We start from the raw sequence: 18588 nt of genomic DNA, 5'->3' as shown, positions 1-18588 counted from the left end.
GTCGCCCCCTCCTACTCGATTGTGACAGCGCGTTTTACGCACTTCCTTGTTAATCCAACCCAGAGGTGAACATGCGTTATGGATTCCCATATATTGCAATTGTTGCAAGAAGGTGCAACATCCGTCTCCAACCTTCTTCTAAAGATGTACAAACGAATGTCTCTGGCAGACGACGAAATGATGCTGCTCATTCATCTGCTTTCTTTTCAGCAGGAAGGGAATCGCTTTCCGACCTTGACCGAGCTGGAGGAGCGCATGTCCATGTCCAGCATGAGATTGATCCAATCGCTGCAAAAGCTGCTGAAGGAAGACTGGATCAGCATTGACGAATTTATCGATCCGCAGACGGGAATGCGCCATGAGCAGTACAATTTGACTCCTTTGTATAAAAAGCTGTATCAGACCTGGCGCGAGCAGCAGGCTGATCCGCGGATGATGGAGCCGTTCATGGAGGCTGCTGCGACATTGGATGCAGAGCCGGTTGCGATTTATTCCCGTTTTGAGCAGGCGTTTGGTCGACCTTTGTCTCCTTTTGAGTTGGAGAGTATCCACATGTGGACAGAGCAGGACGGTTACCAGGAAGAGCTGATCCTAACAGCATTGCGTGAGGCCGCAACGGTAGGCAAGCTTCATATTCGCTACATCGACAGAATCCTTTTGGAGTGGCAAAAGCAGCAAATTACTACGGTAGAGCAAGCCCGCTTGTACAGTTTGAATTTTCGCCGCCAAAATCAGTCCAAAGATTATCGACAGCCGCTTTGATGCTACCAATCAAAGCGGTTTTTTCTATTGTCTGTCTCCTTTGTACACGTACCCATTTTCCGCGTTTGTCATAGCATATTACGTAGAAGCACGTTGCAGGAGGGAAGGCTTATGGAAAAGCGGAAAAAAGGGGATTTGCCCCACTGGGTAACACCAGGCGTTTTTTCGGGGCATTTTGTCGTCGATGAAGCGGTGGAGCGCATCTCGATTGTGAAACCCGTGGAAAAAGCCCAGGAGGCCGTGATCGAGCAAGTTCCAAAACAGCCGGCAGACGAAAAGCCGGATGAGGAAAAACAACTGGTGCTTGAGCCTACATTCGAAATTATTATGCGAGAAACCGACGTGGCGACGAGCGAACAGCTGGAAAAGCTGGAGCAGGAAGTGGCAGCACTGAAGGAATCGCTTGCGGCATGGGAAAAACGCTGGAAAAAGGCAGAGGAGGAACAGTCCAAAGAGAGACAACATCTGTATCAGGTGGTTCTGTCCTTGAAAAAGGAGTGGGAGAGCGAGCGGAATGAACATCGCCATAATTAGCCCGGGGCCATTTTCCGTACCACCCGTCAAAGGAAGCTCGGTGGAGCACGATATCGACGAAGTGACCAAAATGATCGATCCCGAGCACAAAGTGACGATTTACACCCGGCGCTGCGCGACTTACCCCAAGTCGACAGTAGAGGAAAACCGCGAGTTCATCCGTTTTTCCTACGATGGCCCAGGTCCTTATTTGCGAAAGATCATCAAGCATATCCGCAAGCACAAGCCGGATGTCATTTTGGTGGAAAATCGGCCGATTTACGTGCTCCAGCTCAAGAGGCATTTTCCGAAGATTCCGGTCTTTGTCAATATGCATTCCCATGTGTACGGATCGCCAGGCATGATCAGCAAGGAAAAAATGAAGCGTGTCGTTCGCCTGGCGTCCGGCTTTATTACGAACAGCGAATTTTTGCGGCAGCATTTTATCAAGTCATGCAAAATTCCCGCGGAAAAAATTCATGCGGTTCATCTCGGGGTAGATGTGTCGCCTTATCAGGTGGCAAAGCTGCATTACACGATCAAAAAGCTGCGCAAGCAAGTCGGTTTGTCGCCGGATGACCGCGTGCTTTTTTACGCGGGAAGACTGATGCGCGGCAAAGGTGTCCATATTCTGATCAAAGCGTTTCACCAGGTCAGCAAGCAAGACCCACGCGCCCGTCTGGTCATCGTGGGAGGCACAGGCTACGGCAGCAATCGCCTGAATCCGTACGTGCGGGAACTGAAAAGGCTGGCGAAGCCGCTCGGTGACAAAGTCCGCTTCGTCAATTTTGTCCCTAGTGCCCAAATGCCGCTCTACTATCAGATTGGCGACGTGGTAGCGACTCCGTCGATTTGGAAAGAGGCATTTTGCCGCGTCAATCTGGAGGCGATGGCTTCGAGCAAGCCAGTGATTTCCACGACGCGCGGCGGGATCAAAGAGGTTGTCACCCATCAGGGCAGCGGCTTCTTGATTCCTCCCAAAGATTGGGGAAAAGAATTGCCAGCGGTTTGGGAGCTTTTGTGGAGCGCGCCCTATGTTCGGACGGAAATGGGGAAACAGGCGCTGCTGCGTGCCAAGCAGTTTTCCTGGTACGCGACGGCGCAAGGCTACCTGCGCGTCTTTGAGAATGCAGTCGGAAAGCGCCAAAAAGAAAAGCTTCCGCTCCTCAAAACCGGATAACTTTTTTTCGGGCATCGCTAGGTTTATGCCCTTTCTTCAAGGAGAATGGACGTCTGCCCTGTCCAGATATCACGAGACGCATACCTTATAAGTATCGCAGAGCACAACTGGGGAGTGATACTTGTGAAAGGGTTAATCTTGTGTGCTGGACGTGGTACGCGACTGCACCCGTTCTCCTATTCGCAACCAAAAACCCTCCTCCCTGTGGCCAATCATCCGGTATTACACTACTGCATCAGCAAACTGCGTGAAGTGGGTGTGCAAGAGATTGGAATTGTCATACACCCTTCCCAAGTGCAGATTCCTCCTTTGGTGGGCAATGGTAGTCAATTTGGGGCTACCATTACTTTTATCGAGCAGGAGGTGCCGCTTGGAATCGCACATGCTGTCCATTTAGCGCAACCGTTCTTGCAAGACGAACCGTTTATTTTGTTACTTGGTGACAACTTGTTGATGGATTCGCTGCACGGGCTCATGCGTGCGTTTACCAGTGATAATTCAGACGGTGCTGTGATGCTAAGTGAAGTGGAGAGACCACAGGATTATGGGATTGCCGAAGTACAGGAAGGGCGTCTGGTCTCGGTCGAGGAAAAACCCCGCCAGCCGAAGAGTAATCTGGCTGTCATTGGCGCATACCTGTTTACCCCACCCATTTTTGAGTCGATTGCTACACTACAGCCATCCGCCCGTGGTGAATACGAGATCACGGATGCGATCCAGTCCATGATTGACCGCGGTTTCCATATCGCGCACGCCCTTACAAGCGGCAAGTATTCAGATGTCGGAACGATTGACCGTTGGCTGGAGGCCAACCGCTGGATGCTGGCAAAAGATTTGGGCAACACTCATCGGGTTGGCGAAGGGTCAATCGTCACAAATTGCGAGATCGTCGGGCCTGTGTTGATCGGCGAGGGCTGTCATATCGAAAACTGCCGATTGGGACCGTACGTATCGATCCAAAACGGGGTACATCTGCAAAATTGCGCCCATATCGAAAATAGTATTATGTTGGAAAACAGTTCGCTTATGGATGTCGCTTGGAGCATTACGGACAGTGTATTCGGGCGTTCCTCCCATCTGGTCGGGCAGTCAACGGATACGAGCGGGGTCTTTATTTTGAGCGACAAGTCATCGATTCGCATTCCAGCTGTGAAGAGGGAGGACACATGAACCCAACTTTTACTGTGGTCATCCCGACGTACAATCGTGCCAAGTTCATCCGCAAAGCAATCAACAGCGTCTTGAAGCAGACGTCAAAAGACTGGAAGCTGCTGATTATCGATGATGCATCGACTGACAAGACGCGCAAAAAGGTCGAAAAGTATTTGTACCATCCCAACATCATGTACTACCGGATGGAGAAAAACTCAGGCATCGGCAAAGTGATGAATCAGGCTTTGTCGATGGTTGATACTCCGTACTTGTTGCAGCTGGATTCGGACGATTGGCTGCCCAAACGGACGCTGGCGGTCATCAAAAGGTACATTCGCAAAAGCAAGAAAAGCACCGCGCTTTACTACGGGAACGTGAAAATTTGGCGCGTGCGGCGCGGGAAGTATTACAATCCGTTTCTCGTCAAGCACAAGCATTTTCGCAACAAATACCAATTTTTGAAATACAATCGCTGGATGGTCGCGCCGCGCTGCTACCGGGTCGAAGCGCTTCACGAAGTAGGGGGCTGGGACACCTCTGACAAATACGAAGGCCGCATCATGGAAGATCGCCGCATCATTTTGCGGCTGATCGAAAAATACCGCGTCCGCTTTATTAACAAGAAGCTGTACAACCGGACGAAACACAGAGGGCAGCTGACCGACAATAAAATGAAGCGCAGACGGAATCATTTGCGCAAAAAGACGTTCAAATACTACCTCAAACGTTGGGGCAAAAAGTACAAAGCTGTCTACGGCTACAAGGACGGATATCTCGTGATCAAAAGGTTGAAGAAAGTGAGGCGGCGGAAGCGATGACAAAAGCGCTTGTCACCGGTTGTGCTGGTTTTATCGGGTCACATTTGACTCAGCGCTTGCTAAATGACGGGGTGACAGTGATCGGCATCGATGGCTTCGTCGACAACTACGACGTTGCTGCCAAGCTTCGCAATCTCGCTGAGATCGGAAGCCATCCCGCCTTTACTTTTCATTCAACCATGTTGCAGGCAGAGCGTTGGAACGATTGGTTGGACCAAGTCGATGTCGTCTATCACCTGGCTGCGCTGCCCGGCGTGCGGAACAGCTGGGGCAAGGCATTCTCCGAGTACGTCAGCCACAATATTTTGGCGACCCAACTGCTGCTGGAGGCATGCCTGCAAAGACCGAAACCGCCTGTCATCGTAGTCTCTTCCTCCTCATCTGTATACGGAACGATGCAAGGGACGCTGACGGACGAATCCGCTCCGCTGCGTCCCGTATCGCCTTATGGGGTGACGAAGGAAGCGATGGAGCAGGTTTGTTCCGTCTATGTGAAAGCGTTCGGTTTGCCGATTACGATGTTGCGCTACTTTACCGTATACGGCCCGAGGCAGCGGCCGGATATGGCGTTTCACCGCTTTTTCCGGCAGATGATGAAGGGAGATCCTGTCGTCATTTATGGAGATGGCCAGCAATCGCGGGACTTCACCTACGTAACCGATGCAGTAGAGGCGAACATACTCGCTGGCCGCCACGCTGCGCCCGGCGAGATTTTCAATGTAGGCGGCAACCGCGAAATCAAGCTGATCGATGTCCTTACCATCATGGGCACGCTCTTGAACACGACGCCCAACATCCGGTTTCAGCCTGGTCCGGCCGGTGATTCGCAGCGGACTTGCGCAGATATACGGCTTGCCGAGCAACGGTTGGGCTATCGTCCGCAAGTTTCCCTGGAAGAAGGGCTGCGCCGACAGTTGGCGGATATGCGTTTCCAACTGAGGAGCTAAAACTCGAAAATAGGAGGCCAGTTGCATGCATCGGGTCCTCGTCTATCGGAGAAAATTTCTGCCCAGAAGTGAAACCTTCATCTACGAGCAGCTGCTTGGACATCAGAGAGTCAAACCTGTCGTCTTGACCAGGCAGCGGCCGTTCAATCGCAAACAGTTCCCGTATGCGCCTGTCTATGTGCGAAATTCCATGGCAGGACTCTCCGGGTGGATGAAGCGCAAAAAAATCAAATGCTTGCATGCCCGCTTTGGTCCCGCTGGCCTGGAGCTTCTTCCCTACGCGCGAAAAGCGGGGTTGCCGCTGATCACTTCTTTTCACGGCTTCGATGCGACCAAGCGCGTACGGGAAAATCCGGGCTATCGTCGTTCGCTCAAGCGCCTGTTCAAAAAGGGCAAGGCGTTTACGGTCGTCAGCAACCATATGAAAAAGCGTCTGATCCGCCTGGGCTGTTCGGGTGACAAAATCACACTGATTCGCTCGGGGATCGACTTGCGCAAATTCCCGATGCTGCCACCGCAGCCTGTTCAGAACGGCGAGTATCGCCTGCTCAGCGTCGGCCGCCTGACGGAGAAGAAAGGCATGGACACATTGATCAAGGCGTTTGTGCAAGTGCACGAAAAGCATCCGCGAGCCAAGCTGATCATCGTCGGGGATGGCGACGAAAAGAAAAAACTGCGGCGCATGATCAAAAAATACAAGCTGGGCAAGCAAGTCGTGCTCAAGGGAGCCTTGCCGCATCAGGATGTGCAGCGCGAACTGGCGAGATGCCACGTGTTTGTCATCGCCTGCAAAACGGCTCGCAACGGCGACCAGGAAGGGATTCCGAACGTGCTGATGGAAGCGATGGCTTCCGGTCGCCCGGTTGTTTCCACCTACCATTCCGGGATTCCCGAGCTGATCGAGCACGGAGAGTCGGGCTATCTCGTGCCGGAGCGTTCGCCTGCGAAGCTCGGCAGAATGATCAACCATGTCCTCGCCTCCGAGCACGAGTGGCCGGAAATGACCGCCCGAGCCAGGATGAAGGTGGAGAAAAACCACGATGTTTCCAAACAGCGACTGAAGCTGGAAGAACTGTATTTGCGCGTGATGAAAAAATGATGAGGTGAAGCAATGAAAGTTGCCGTGATCGGTACCGGCTACGTAGGATTGACGACTGCCGTTTCCCTTGCCATGAACGGCCATCATGTGATCGGGATTGATCTTGTCGAAGCGAAGATTGTCAAATTGCGGCAAGGCATCTCTCCGATCTATGAGCCGGGATTGGAGGAAGCGCTGCGACAAGTGCTTGCAGCAGGTACCCTGGCTTTTTCCACGCAGCTGTCGGAAGCGAAAGACGCGGATGTTTTTTTCGTCTGCGTAGGGACTCCCGAAGCGGATGACGGAACCGCTGATTTGACTTACTTGTACAGCGCGGTAGCAGCGATCAAAGAAGTGCACAACTCAGCTTTGCAAAAACGGGTTGTGGTGATCAAAAGTACGGTGCCAGTAGGGACCGGAGACAAAGTGGCCGACCTGCTCGACGGCTGCCAGGAACTGTCTGTCGCGTCCAACCCGGAGTTTTTGCGGGAAGGGAGCGCCTTGCTGGATGCCATCGAGCCTTCGCGAATTGTCATCGGCGTGAGCGATCCGTCGACGGGGGAAGTGATGGAACAACTGTACAAAGGCGTGAATGCCCCGCGCGTGGTGACGACCAGGGCGAATGCGGAGCTGATCAAGTACGCTTCCAACGCCTTTTTGGCGACACGCATCTCGTTCATGAATGAGCTGGCGAGACTGAGCACGGCACTGGGTACAGATATCGCCACGATCGCGCACGGGATGGGGCTCGACAGCAGGATTGGCCCGGAATTTTTGCGGGCGGGTGTCGGCTACGGCGGCTCCTGTTTTCCGAAAGACACGATCGCTTTGCTGCAACTGGCAGCCCAGAACGGCATCTCGCTTTCGATTCTGGAAAAGGTACGGGAGGTCAACGCCACACAGCCCGTGTGGTTTTTGCAGCAGTTGCAAAAGCTCGTGCCGGACTTTCAGGGCAAACGGATTGCCGTACTGGGGCTGGCGTTCAAACCGGATACGGACGACATCCGGGAGGCTCCGTCTCTTTCCATTTTGCACGAGCTGACAGAGCAGGGAGCTGCCGTCTTTGCCTATGATCCGGTTGCCGAAGACGCTGTGAAGCAATCTTTTCCGAATGTAACCTATACGAAGACAGCCGAAGAAGCGTTAGCGGGCGCCGATGCTGCGCTTTTGGTCACCGAGTGGAAAGAGTGCGTGCAGCTAGATTGGGAGCGAATCCGCCAGAGCATGGCTCAGCCCGTGCTGCTCGACGGACGCAACGCCTGGCCTGCCCAGACCGTCAAGCAAGCAGGCTTTACGTATATCGGGGTAGGAAAAAGCTGACTTTTCCTTGGGAAAGCTCAGCTTTTTTCTTTTGGCTGGCAACTTGGCGCAAGTGCAGGCTAATGATTTGAACAAGTTGGCATAATACGGTAGGATAGTCACATATGGATGATTTGACCATCTAGCGCAAATTACGAGGGAGTGATCACGGTGAACAAAAGCAAAACACTGCCAAAACGCAGTGACGTCCCCGCTGAATACAAATGGCGGTTGGAGGATATTTACCCAACCGACGCGGATTGGGAAAAAGATGTGCAAAAGGCGAAACAACTCACCGAGCAAGTTGCTGCCTTGAAAGGGACGCTGGCCCAGTCCGGGGAGCAGCTGCTCGCAGCATTGACGCTTCAGGACGAGCTGACGAAGACGCTCGATACGGTGTACGTCTACGCTCGCATGCGCCGTGACGAGGATAACGCAAACAGCACGTACCAGGGACTGACTGATCGTGCTACCAGCCTGAGCACGCAAGTATACGGTGCGCTCGCTTACATACAGCCGGAGATTTTGACCATCCCGACGGACAAGTTGGAAGCGTGGATCAACGACACAGAAGGTTTGGCGCACTACCGGATTTTGCTGGACGAGATTACGCGCTTCAAGCCGCATACGCTTTCCTCGGAGGAAGAGGCGCTCCTGGCGAACATGAGCGAACTGGCTTCGGCTCCTTCGAAAATTTTTGGCATGCTGAACAACGCCGACATGAAGTTCCCGATGATTACGGACGAAAACGGCGAAGAAGTCGAACTGACAAAAGGTCGCTACACGCAGTTCATGGAGAGCAAGGACAGACGCGTGCGCAAGGAAGCTTTTGAAGCGCTGTACACTACGTACGGCAAGTTTCGCAATACGATTGCCGCATCGCTGACCTCGGCGATCAAGGGCGATGTGTTTTACGCCCGGACGCGCAAATATCCGTCCGCCTTGTATGCGGCCCTGTTCGCGGACAACGTGGACTTGTCTGTGTACGACAACCTGATTTCGACGATTCACGAGCACTTGCCGCTGATGCACAAATACATCGCGCTGCGCAAAAAACTGCTCGGGGTCGACGAGCTGCACATGTACGATTTGTACGTGCCGATCGTGCCCGAGGTAGACATGAAAATCCCGTACGATCAGGCGGTCGCAACGATCAAGGAGGCGCTCCATCCGCTCGGCGAGGAGTACGGTCGCGTGCTGGCGGAAGGCTTCTCCAACGGCTGGATCGACGTGCATGAAAACGAAGGCAAGACGAGCGGGGCGTACTCATGGGGAGCATTCACGACCCATCCGTACGTGCTCATGAACTACCAGGACAACGTGAACAACATGTTTACGCTGGCCCACGAAATGGGGCATGCCCTGCACAGCTACCACTCCAATCAGGCCCAGCCATACACGTATGCCGATTACAAGATTTTCGTGGCGGAAGTAGCTTCCACGCTCAACGAAGCCCTGCTGATGCACCACCTGCTCAAGACCACGACAGACAAGAAGCAGCGTCTGTACCTGATCAACTACTATCTGGAGCAATTCCGCGGCACGGTTTTCCGTCAGACGATGTTCGCCGAGTTTGAGAAAATCGTCCATGCCAAAGAAGAGCAGGGCGAACCGCTGACAGCCGACTCGCTCAGTGCGATCTACCGTGAGCTGAACGTCGCTTACCATGGACCAGACATGGTTGTAGATAAAGAAGTAGATTTGGAGTGGGCGCGCATTCCTCACTTCTATCGCAATTTTTATGTCTACAAGTACGCCACGGGCTTCTCGGCGGCGACTTCCTTGTCCAAGCAGATTTTGGAGGAAGGACAGCCAGCTGTTGACCGCTACTTGGAGTTCCTCAAGGGCGGCAGCTCCGACTATCCGCTCAACCTGCTGAAAAAGGCGGGCGTCGACATGACCTCTCCCGCCCCGGTTGCAGAAGCGTTGAGTGTTTTCAAAGAGTTGCTGGACGAAATGGAGCAGCTCTTAAACGAGAAGTAAAGCGATGCTAAAAAAGCAGTCAAGTAATTCTACTTGGCTGCTTTTTCCTGTTTTAGATTTTTTCTGCTGAAAGCCCAAAAAACGGTAACGGTCTTCTATGTTGTTCGTATATACTTATGAAACTGGTAGGGATTATGTCCTCCTCCGCCTTGGGACGGAGACGAAATTCCAACCGCTGACTGTTTTGCAGCGAAGGTAAAAACTGGCACAATTACGCAAGGGGAACAGATTGTGAAAATTTGGAGGAATCATTGTGAAAAAACGGGCATCGATCATCATGGCCTCTCTATTGCTGGTTACGGCTGGTTGCGGAGGCCCAGCACCAGAGCCTCCAACGCAGGCTGAGGCAAAAGCGAAAGTCGTTGAAGTGGTTACGGTTCAAAAAGCTGCACAGCCAGTCGTGCTGCGTGTTACCGGAATGGTAGAGGCAAAGCGTGACGCCGTACTGCCTTTTGGAACGGGAGGAACGATTTCATCCATCCCGGTAAGTAAAGGGATGAAGATCGCGCAAGGCCAGTTGTTGGCAACGCTTGACTCGCGTTACTACCAAAAGGAAGTAGAAGCAGCCGCAAGCCAGGTGGAAGAGGCAGCGGCGCGCAAAAACAAAGCATTGAAGGGAGCAACTGCCGAGGCGATTGAACAGCAACGACTGCAAGTACAAAGTGCCCAAAGCCGTCTGGAAAAAGCAAAGCAGGACCTGACAGCAGGCGAAAAGCTGTTTGCTGGCGGAGCTATTTCACAGACCGAAATAAATGACTTGAAACGCGCCCTGACTCAAGCGGAAATTTCTGCGCGAGACGCACAACTGTCCCTCACCGAATTGCAACGCGGTGCGCAGCCAGAGGACATCGCCATGGCCAACGCATCGATCAAATCGGCAGCCGGACAGGTTGAGCGGGCGAAAAAGAGTCTGGATGATGCGAAAATTCATGCTCCTTTTGCCGGAACGGTCGTGGATGTATACAAACAAACAGGCGAACAGGCTTCGCCAGGCGATCAAATCATTCATCTGGTGGACTTGAGCGAAGTGAAAGTCACTCTTGATATTACCAATGATCTCATCAGTCAATTCCAGGAAAAAACGAAGGTGCAGGCTGTATCCGATGACGGCAAACAAAGCCAGGGAACGATTACTTTTGTCTCCCCGGTCGTGAGCAAGGAAACAGGCAAGTATCGGGTGGAAGTAACGATTCCGAATGCAGATGGATTCTGGCGTGGCGGAATGGCTGCAACGATTGAGGCTCCGCGCAAAGTGAACGGATTTTTGGTGCCGCTGGAAAGTGTCGGAGTTAACTCTACAGAGCACTATGTCATGGCGGTGGAAGATGGCCTTACTGTGAAGAAGGAAGTGAAGACCGGACAGATCGTCGACGATCAAATCGAGATTCTCTCGGGCGTCAAAGAAGGCGACCAGCTTTTGCGCAGCGGCATTACTTTCTACGTCGAGGGGCAAAAAGTAGAGGCGAAGGGAGAATAGTAGCATGGAAAAGTTGATTCTCTTTTTGCTGAAACGACGCCTGATTGTGTACTTGTTTACCTTTTTGCTCGTGCTTGCTGGCTTGGGCTCGCTGTTCAGCTTCAATGTCGAGCTGCTTCCGAAAACAAACTTCCCATCGATCTTCGTCAATGTATCGGGTGGGGCACTTCCCCCGGAAGAGATGGAAGAGAAGGTAACGAAGAACATCGAGCAAAATATCAAGTCAATTGCAAACATTAAAGAATACTCTTCTACTACAGGTACAGGTTACGCCAATATTACGATTATCGCCTTGGAAGGCAAAGGGGAACAAGTTAAGCAAGATGTGCAAAATACCGTTAACCGGCTGCGCAACGGCTTCCCGAAAGCGATTGACACGGTCAGCGTAACCCAGAACAGCTTCGGGGACGATCAAATGATCGACTACGCGCTTGTGGGAGCCGATCCGAAAGCGATGCTGAGCCTGGCAAAAACAACGCTCAAAGACCGGATCGAAGAAGTGCCAGGCGTAAAAGAAGTGTCTGTATCAGATCGCAGCTTCGAGAACAAAATCGCGATCACTTTGCGCCCTGAGAGACTGAACGCCTACCGCACAACGCCATCCGAGGTTGTTTCCCAGCTACAGGAAACGAACTGGAAGCAAGCGATCGGCACGCTCGAAAACACGGGCTTTGACACGGTCATCATGATCGACAACAGCTTCCATTCTGTACAGGAAATGAACGTGCTGCCGATCAACACGCCAAACGGAACCGTCACGCTGGAGCAATTGGCGACTGTGGAAGACATGCGCGGAAAAGTGAAAGACTCGGTAGCGCTGACTGATGGCATGGTATTCGTACACCTTAGCGTGTCGCGCTCAGACGGTTACGATCTGATTACTACCCAGCGCAATGTCGAGCAACTCATCAAGCAGATCAATACGGAAGCCGATGGAAAATATCAAATAAAAGTCATGTTTGAGGCTGCTTCCTTCATCGAGCATGCGGTATCGAACCTCAGCCGCGATGTGGCCATTGGTGGGGCATTGGCGATCATCATCCTGTTTGTGTTCTTGCGCAACTGGAGGGTGACGCTCGTCATCGCAACGACATTGCCATTGTCAGCTCTCATGACGTTTATCGCCATGAAAATGGCTGGCTACAACATCGACATGGTCAGCTTGCTCTCGATGAGCTTGTCGGTCGGCTTGATTGTCGACGCCGCGATCGTCGTACTGGAGAGCATCTATCATTTCCGTGAAAAAGGCGAGCAGCTGAAACAGGCGATCATCAAAGGAACGAAAGAGGTACTGACGCCTGTATTTACTTCGCAGCTTACGATCATCGTCGTATTTTTGCCGCTCGTTTTTGCAGACTTTGCCGATTGGCTCAAACCGATCATGGCGACGATTGCCTTTACCGTATCGGCTGCCATCATCGCTTCGACCATTGCCGCGTTCTTTTTCGTACCCGTGTTTTCCGATCGCTTTTTGCAGAAAGATAAAAAGGTCTCGCTGGAGGGCGAAGGAAAAGAACACGCTGTCAATCGGTTGTTCAACGGGCTGTTGAATATGGCTTTGCGCCACCGGGTCAAGACGATTATCGTGGCGGTGCTCATGCTTGTCGCCGTAACTTTCCTTACCCCTTTTGTGAAGATGGGGAACGGACTCGATCCGAACGAAAACTTTATTTTTGCCACGCTGAAGATGCCGACGGGTTCAACGCTGGAACGCACGCAAAAAGCTGCGGTGGTCGGAGAAGAAGCACTGCGGGGCATTTCCGAAGTAAAAGACGTCTTCTTCATAGCGTCCAAAAGTGATTCGGACATCTTCATCTCACTCGTGCCGAAGTCGCAACGCAATCGTACCAAGGAAGCTTTGACGGCTGATATCAACGAGCGCCTGAATGCGATCCCAGGCATTGAGTCCATCTCCATGTCTTTCGGACAACAAGGTGGATCAGCCCCGGTTCAGCTTAACATCACCGGGGACGATATGGAGCAAATGCGCAAGATCGCCACGGAGCTTGAGGGCATGCTGTCCACGATCAATGGCGTAACGAATATTCGCAACGATTTCAAAGAAGGAAAAGAAAAAGTAACGCTGATTCCGAAGCAAGATGCACTGGCCAGACTGAACGTTGACCATCGCTCCTTGCTCCAGCAACTGAGCGTTCTGATTGGCAACCAGCACATTACGTCCATCACAAAAGATGGCATCGATGTGGATGTGGTCGCCAAAATGCCGGACAACTGGCTGAAGCATCCAGAGCAGCTCAAGGGGATTACGGTAACATCCGAGAAAGGGGCACAAGTGCCGCTTGCTGACCTCGTAGATTGGGTCTACAGCAAATCGCCGATTACGCTTACACATCAAAAAGGCGAACGGATCATCAGTGTGTCCGCAGAGCTGTTGGGAAGCGATTTGGGTACGGTTGGACGTGAAATCAACGAGAAGCTGCCGGGCATGGTCATTCCTGAGGGATACAAAGTGGAAATTGCCGGCCAGTTGAAAGAACAAAGCGCCAACATGACACAAGGGATTCTTGTTTTCCTCGGCGTTCTTGCGCTGATCTATGTCATCATGGTCGCCCAGTTCGGCCGACTGTCGCAGCCGTTCATCATTATGCTGACAATTCCGATGGCACTGGTTGGCGTGGTACTTGGCTTCGTGCTCACGCAACGAACGTTTGGCGAGATGGCGATGATCGGGATTATCATGCTGGTCGGTATCGTGGTCTCCAACGCGATCTTGCTGATCGACCGGATCAACCTGCTGCGCGGTCGCGGCATGGCTACGGCAGAAGCGATCGTGCAAGGAACGAAAGACCGCGTGCGTCCGGTTATCATGACGAAGCTGACAGCAATCCTGGGGATGCTGCCGATGGGATTGGCAATGGCGGAAGGCTCCGACATGGAAGCTCCGCTTGCGACAGCCGTTATTGCCGGCTTGATTTTCCATACGATGGTTACCTTGATCCTCGTGCCTGTGCTGTACTCTTTGTTCGAAGGGGCAAAAGAAAAACGCCTGGCTCGCAAGGCAGCGCGTCAAGCGAAACGGGAAGCCAAGCGTTTGGCGAAACAAAACAAAAACAACGAGGTTTCCAAAACCGAGCTGTAGCACGATGCAGTCAGACTGCTTCGCCTGCCGCAAGCAAGCGGGGCACATCTGATCAACGAAGTGCGTTCCAATACGATAGCGAAAAGAAGAGAAGGGAAGGTGTGCTTTTGCCCCTTCTCTTTGCTTTTCGTTCGTCAGAAAGTTCTGTAGAATAGAAACTAAGGAAGATACATACGCACCGCGAAAGGAGTCTGACTATGGATCTGCAACTGAAGGGTAAGACAGCTCTTGTGCTTGCGTCGACAAAAGGGCTGGGAAAAGCGACAGCGCTTTGCCTCGCTCACGAGGGAGCAAACGTAACGATTTGCGGCAGAGACGAAGGCGCTCTGGAAGCTGTTCGCGCCGAGATTGAACAGGCAACAGGAAAAGCTCCGCTTGCCGTGGTCGTCGATGTGACCAAGCCGGAAGATATCGAGCGGGTTGTGCAGGCGACCGTCAGCGAGTTTGGCAGGGTGGATATTTTAATCAACAATTCAGGCGGGCCTGCCGCGGGCAAGTTTGACCAGTTGACGGACAAGCAGTGGATTTCCGCCTTTGAGCTGAACTTGCTGAGCTATGTCCGGGCGATTCGCGCCGTTTTGCCGCATATGCGCGCCAACCAGTTTGGGCGCATCGTCAACTTTGCCTCTTCTTCGTTCAAGCAGCCGTTGGAAAACTTGATTTTGTCCAACACGTTCCGCACGGGCGTTTTGGGCTTGGCGAAAACGTTGTCTTCCGAGCTGGGGCCGGACGGCATTTTGATTAACACAATCGGCCCGGGACGAATCGCCACAGACCGCGTGCAGCAACTGGACGGACTAAGCGCGAATGCAAAAGGCGTTACGGCAGATGAAGTCCGCGCAAACTGGGAGCAGCAAATTCCGCTTGGCAGGTACGGTCACCCGGATGAATTTGCCCGCACGGTGACTTTTTTGGCGTCGCCAGCCAACAGCTATGTCACCGGACAATCGTTTCTCGTTGACGGCGGCCTGGTCCGGGCGATCTAGGGCACTATTTCCCATTCAAAGGAGGAAAGAAAATGAGCAAAGAAAGCTCGTTTGACATCGTATCCAAGGTGGACTTGTCGGAAGTGAACAACGCCATCCAGACGGCTTTGAAGGAAATCGAGAACCGCTTTGATTTCAAAGGGAGCAAAAGCAGCATCTCATTGGAAAAGGAAGAGCTTGTCCTCATCTCGGATGACGAATTTAAGCTCGGCCAGGTCAAAGACATTTTGCTCGGCAAGCTGGTCAAGCGCGACGTCCCGATCAAAAACTTGGACTATCAAAAGGTGGAGCCGGCAGCGGGCGGGACGGTTCGGCAGCGCGTGAAGCTGGTGCAAGGAATCGACAAGGAAAACGCCAAAAAGATCAACAGCATCATTAAAGACGCAGGGTTGAAGGTGAAAACGCAAGTGCAGGACGATCAAATCCGCGTGACCGGAAAAAGCCGGGATGAACTGCAACAGATCATTCAGGCGATCCGCAAGGCAGATTTGGCGCTCGACGTGCAATTTATCAACTACCGCTGATTGCTAGAAAAGTTTTGCGTCTAACTCTCTTTGCTCTCGCATATGCATGTACAAATAAGTGACAAGCACTTGCGAAAGGGAGAGTAGAGACATGAAGGTCTTTATTATCAGTATGCGCAATCTCATTTTGGGCGGGATCGTCTTCGTAGTTGTTTTGGTGGCGGGAATCGTGCTATTGGTCAAAGACCCGTTGCACGTCTCTGACTCCTATCGACCAGGTGACACGAGTGTGCCGACTACCACGGCCAACACTCCGGTGAGCCAGCCGACCGATGCCGCCAAGCCGTCTTTGAACATGGATATTTCCGTGGACGGAACGACAGCAGAAGTGTCGCTTTTGACGCAAAACTTCGAGTTCGTTCAGGAGAGCAGCGAGCTTGGGCAAACCCCGGTGTTTGGCAAAGGCCACGCCCATCTGTACCTCGATGGAGAATCCAAAGGAATGATCTACCATCCGGAGTTCATGCTGAAAAAGCTGCCAAAAGGCGAGCACGAAATCCGCGTGGAGCTGAATTACAGCAACCATCTGCCATACAAGGTAGAAGCGACGCAAAAAATTGTGGTGAAATAAGCGAAAAGCGTTCCGATGAGGGCGCTTTTCTTTTTCTGTTCGGAAGGAATATGATGGAAGAGAACGAATCCTAGTTGATAAAGATGGAATAGTCTGAATGTTTTTGGGGGTGCTTGCATGCTGCGGATGATTACGATTGGCAACTTGCTGGATGAGACAACCAGACTTTATCAGGATAAGGAAGCGCTAGTCTACCATGAACGATCGTTGCGTTATTCGTTTGCCGAGTTTCAGGAAGTGTGCAATCAGGCGGCAAGGGGATTTATGTCGCTCGGCATTCAAAAAGGGGAGAACATCGCGATCTGGGCGACAAATGTGCCGGAATGGGTGATTTCCCAGTTTGGAACGGCCAAGATGGGCGGAGTGCTTGTGACGGTGAATACAAGCTACCGCGTCCATGAGCTGGAGTATTTGCTGCGGCAGTCTGAATCGACGACACTGCTGCTCATCGACGGGTATCGGGATGCGAACTACCTCGACATGATCAAGGAAATTTGTCCCGAGCTGGAGACGTGTGAGCCGGGCGCTCTCCAGTCGAAGCGGCTTCCCCATTTGCGCAATGTCATCTACTTGGGCGAGGAGCGGCAGCCGGGGATGTTTTTATGGGCAGATTTGCTCGCGCGGGCCGAGCTGGTCAGCGAGGAAGAACGGCGTTTGCGGCAAGAGTCGCTTTCGCCCGACGACGTTATCAACATGCAATATACGTCAGGGACGACTGGCTTCCCCAAAGGAGTCATGCTGTCGCATGTGAACATCGTCAACAACGCCATCAAGGTAGCGGAATGTCAAGGGCTCGGCATCGAAGACCGGGTGTGCATCCCCGTGCCGTTTTTTCACTGCTTTGGCTGCGTGATGGGCACGCTCGCCTGCGTTGCCACGGGAGCGGCGATGGTCCCTGTCACCGCTTTCGATCCCGGATTGGTGCTCTCGATTGTCGAAGCCGAACGATGCACAGCGCTGTACGGAGTGCCGACCATGTTCATCGCCGAGCTGAACCATCCGTCTTTTGCCGAGCGCGATCTCAGTTCGCTGCGCACGGGCATTATGGCGGGTTCTCTTTGCCCGATCGAGGTAATGAAAAACGTAGTGGACAAAATGGGCATCCGCGACATCACGATCGCCTATGGACAGACGGAAGCTTCCCCGGTCATCACCCAGACGCGGCCAGAAGATTCCATCGAGCGCAAGGTATCCACCGTAGGCAGGCTGCACGAAGGAGTGGAAGCGAAGGTCATCGACCCAGCGACGGGAGAGACGCTGCCTCCTGGCGTCCAGGGCGAGCTGTGTACGCGCGGATATTTGGTGATGAAAGGGTATTACAATATGCCGGATCAAACCGCGAAGGCGATCGACGAAGAGGGCTGGCTGCATACGGGAGATTTGGCGACGGTCGACGAGGAAGGCTACTACCGGATCACAGGCAGATTGAAGGATATGATCATTCGCGGAGGGGAAAATATTTATCCGCGTGAGGTCGAGGAGTTTCTGTACACGCATCCGAAAATACTGGACGTGCAAATCGTCGGTGTTCCAGACGCCAAATACGGAGAGCAGGTGCTGGCCTGCATTCGGGTAAAACCGGGCGAGACGCTGACAGAGGAGGAAGTGTTGGCGTACTGCGAAGGCAAAATTGCCCGTTTCAAAACGCCGCGCTACATCCAGTTCGTCGCCGAATACCCGATGACAGCGTCTGGCAAAATTCAAAAGTTCAAGCTGCGTGAACAGGCGCTGGCATCGTTTGATCTTGCCGATTCGGCCCGGAACGAGCTTGCCTGAGCAACGAATAAGTGGTGAAAAGAAGCGCCGGGGGATGCTGTCCTGGCGTTTTTTTGTTCCGGTCAGGCTGGCGATCTGGAAGCGGAGCCGTGTTGTACCGACCAGACTGGCGATCCGGTAGGGGAGTCGCGTTGTTCCGGTCAGGCTGGTGATCCGGTAGTTGTCCACTTTGATCCAACCGGGCTGCCTATCCGATATGGGTACCGCGTTATCCCGGTCAGGCTGGCGATCTGGAAGCATAGCCGCTTTGTGCCGACCGGACAGCCGATCCAGTAGCGGTACCGCTTCGTTCCGTCAGCAGTGGAGAAAATGCAGCTTCCAGTTCCGCAACACCGCTTGTCGTCTCTGTAGCTTGGCGGGAAAGCGAACGCACCTTCCAGGAAAACTTTTCTCCGTTACAAAAATGGTTTAAAAAGGAATTT

15 protein-coding genes are annotated in these 18588 nt (G+C 52.8%); all 15 read left to right on the top strand.

Features of this window, described 5'->3' with window-relative positions; genetic code table 11:
• Positions 1 to 78 precede the first annotated feature (78 nt).
• The 15 genes from DEP07_RS04255 (at position 79) to DEP07_RS04185 (ending at position 18166) form a co-directional block, all read left to right on the top strand.
• Entirely contained in the window at positions 79 to 762 is a 684-nt protein-coding gene (locus DEP07_RS04255; RefSeq protein ID WP_063226996.1) for a DnaD domain-containing protein, read from the top strand.
• A gap of 111 nt (positions 763 to 873) precedes the next feature.
• A complete protein-coding gene (locus DEP07_RS04250) occupies positions 874 to 1296 on the top strand; it encodes a hypothetical protein (protein WP_122963539.1) in 423 nt (140 codons plus the stop codon).
• On the top strand, positions 1277 to 2455 hold the full coding sequence (locus DEP07_RS04245) for a glycosyltransferase family 4 protein (protein ID WP_287102168.1): 1179 nt from the start codon (positions 1277 to 1279) through the stop codon (positions 2453 to 2455). The genes DEP07_RS04250 and DEP07_RS04245 overlap by 20 nt, the downstream gene beginning before the upstream one ends.
• 123 nt (positions 2456 to 2578) lie before the next feature.
• Positions 2579 to 3625 (top strand): glucose-1-phosphate thymidylyltransferase, encoded by a 1047-nt coding sequence (locus tag DEP07_RS04240; protein WP_122963655.1) that lies wholly within the window; start codon positions 2579 to 2581, stop codon positions 3623 to 3625.
• Positions 3622 to 4425: a glycosyltransferase family 2 protein gene (locus DEP07_RS04235; RefSeq protein WP_063226999.1), complete on the top strand. Its 804-nt coding sequence runs from the start codon at positions 3622 to 3624 to the stop codon at positions 4423 to 4425. Before DEP07_RS04240 ends, DEP07_RS04235 begins: the two co-directional genes overlap by 4 nt.
• A complete protein-coding gene (locus DEP07_RS04230) occupies positions 4422 to 5372 on the top strand; it encodes an NAD-dependent epimerase/dehydratase family protein (protein ID WP_122963537.1) in 951 nt (316 codons plus the stop codon). The genes DEP07_RS04235 and DEP07_RS04230 overlap by 4 nt, the downstream gene beginning before the upstream one ends.
• Positions 5373 to 5397: 25 nt before the next feature.
• Entirely contained in the window at positions 5398 to 6471 is a 1074-nt protein-coding gene (locus tag DEP07_RS04225) for a glycosyltransferase (RefSeq protein ID WP_122963536.1), read from the top strand.
• 12 nt (positions 6472 to 6483) lie between these two features.
• On the top strand, positions 6484 to 7770 hold the full coding sequence (locus tag DEP07_RS04220; RefSeq protein WP_287102167.1) for a UDP-glucose dehydrogenase family protein: 1287 nt from the start codon (positions 6484 to 6486) through the stop codon (positions 7768 to 7770).
• A gap of 150 nt (positions 7771 to 7920) precedes the next feature.
• The gene (pepF, locus tag DEP07_RS04215) at positions 7921 to 9732 is read left to right on the top strand and encodes an oligoendopeptidase F (RefSeq protein ID WP_173595824.1); all 1812 of its coding nucleotides are present in this window, start codon (positions 7921 to 7923) and stop codon (positions 9730 to 9732) included.
• A gap of 253 nt (positions 9733 to 9985) precedes the next feature.
• The gene (locus tag DEP07_RS04210; protein ID WP_122963533.1) at positions 9986 to 11209 is read left to right on the top strand and encodes an efflux RND transporter periplasmic adaptor subunit; all 1224 of its coding nucleotides are present in this window, start codon (positions 9986 to 9988) and stop codon (positions 11207 to 11209) included.
• 4 nt (positions 11210 to 11213) lie between these two features.
• Complete coding sequence (locus DEP07_RS04205; protein ID WP_122963531.1) at positions 11214 to 14309, top strand: efflux RND transporter permease subunit; 3096 nt, start codon at positions 11214 to 11216, stop codon at positions 14307 to 14309.
• Between the two features lie 197 nt (positions 14310 to 14506).
• Positions 14507 to 15295, top strand: a complete 789-nt coding sequence (locus DEP07_RS04200; protein WP_122963529.1) for an SDR family oxidoreductase — start codon at positions 14507 to 14509, stop codon at positions 15293 to 15295.
• Positions 15296 to 15327: 32 nt separating this feature from the next.
• Complete coding sequence (locus tag DEP07_RS04195) at positions 15328 to 15819, top strand: YajQ family cyclic di-GMP-binding protein (protein WP_063227007.1); 492 nt, start codon at positions 15328 to 15330, stop codon at positions 15817 to 15819.
• Between the two features lie 91 nt (positions 15820 to 15910).
• A complete protein-coding gene (locus DEP07_RS04190; RefSeq protein ID WP_122963528.1) occupies positions 15911 to 16390 on the top strand; it encodes a hypothetical protein in 480 nt (159 codons plus the stop codon).
• A gap of 117 nt (positions 16391 to 16507) precedes the next feature.
• Positions 16508 to 18166 (top strand): AMP-binding protein, encoded by a 1659-nt coding sequence (locus DEP07_RS04185; RefSeq protein ID WP_122963525.1) that lies wholly within the window; start codon positions 16508 to 16510, stop codon positions 18164 to 18166.
• The last annotated feature ends 422 nt before the right edge of the window (positions 18167 to 18588 follow it).

Origin of the sequence: Brevibacillus sp. (genome assembly GCF_003521185.1) — a bacterium.
Classification (GTDB): Bacteria; Bacillota; Bacilli; order Brevibacillales; family Brevibacillaceae; genus Brevibacillus; species Brevibacillus parabrevis.
Note: the sequence above shows the minus strand (reverse complement) of the source record. Positions and strands in the feature narration are given on the sequence as shown.

Excerpts from the sequence above, each read along its gene's own strand:
- DEP07_RS04255 (WP_063226996.1), top strand. The coding sequence starts at position 79 with ATGGATTCCCATATATTGCAATTGTTGCAAGAAGGTGCAACATCCGTC.
- DEP07_RS04250 (WP_122963539.1), top strand. The coding sequence starts at position 874 with ATGGAAAAGCGGAAAAAAGGGGATTTGCCCCACTGGGTAACACCAGGC.
- DEP07_RS04245 (WP_287102168.1), top strand. The coding sequence starts at position 1,277 with ATGAACATCGCCATAATTAGCCCGGGGCCATTTTCCGTACCACCCGTC.
- DEP07_RS04235 (WP_063226999.1), top strand. The coding sequence starts at position 3,622 with ATGAACCCAACTTTTACTGTGGTCATCCCGACGTACAATCGTGCCAAG.
- DEP07_RS04230 (WP_122963537.1), top strand. The coding sequence starts at position 4,422 with ATGACAAAAGCGCTTGTCACCGGTTGTGCTGGTTTTATCGGGTCACAT.
- DEP07_RS04225 (WP_122963536.1), top strand. The coding sequence starts at position 5,398 with ATGCATCGGGTCCTCGTCTATCGGAGAAAATTTCTGCCCAGAAGTGAA.
- DEP07_RS04220 (WP_287102167.1), top strand. The coding sequence starts at position 6,484 with ATGAAAGTTGCCGTGATCGGTACCGGCTACGTAGGATTGACGACTGCC.
- DEP07_RS04205 (WP_122963531.1), top strand. The coding sequence starts at position 11,214 with ATGGAAAAGTTGATTCTCTTTTTGCTGAAACGACGCCTGATTGTGTAC.
- DEP07_RS04200 (WP_122963529.1), top strand. The coding sequence starts at position 14,507 with ATGGATCTGCAACTGAAGGGTAAGACAGCTCTTGTGCTTGCGTCGACA.
- DEP07_RS04195 (WP_063227007.1), top strand. The coding sequence starts at position 15,328 with ATGAGCAAAGAAAGCTCGTTTGACATCGTATCCAAGGTGGACTTGTCG.
- DEP07_RS04190 (WP_122963528.1), top strand. The coding sequence starts at position 15,911 with ATGAAGGTCTTTATTATCAGTATGCGCAATCTCATTTTGGGCGGGATC.
- DEP07_RS04185 (WP_122963525.1), top strand. The coding sequence starts at position 16,508 with ATGCTGCGGATGATTACGATTGGCAACTTGCTGGATGAGACAACCAGA.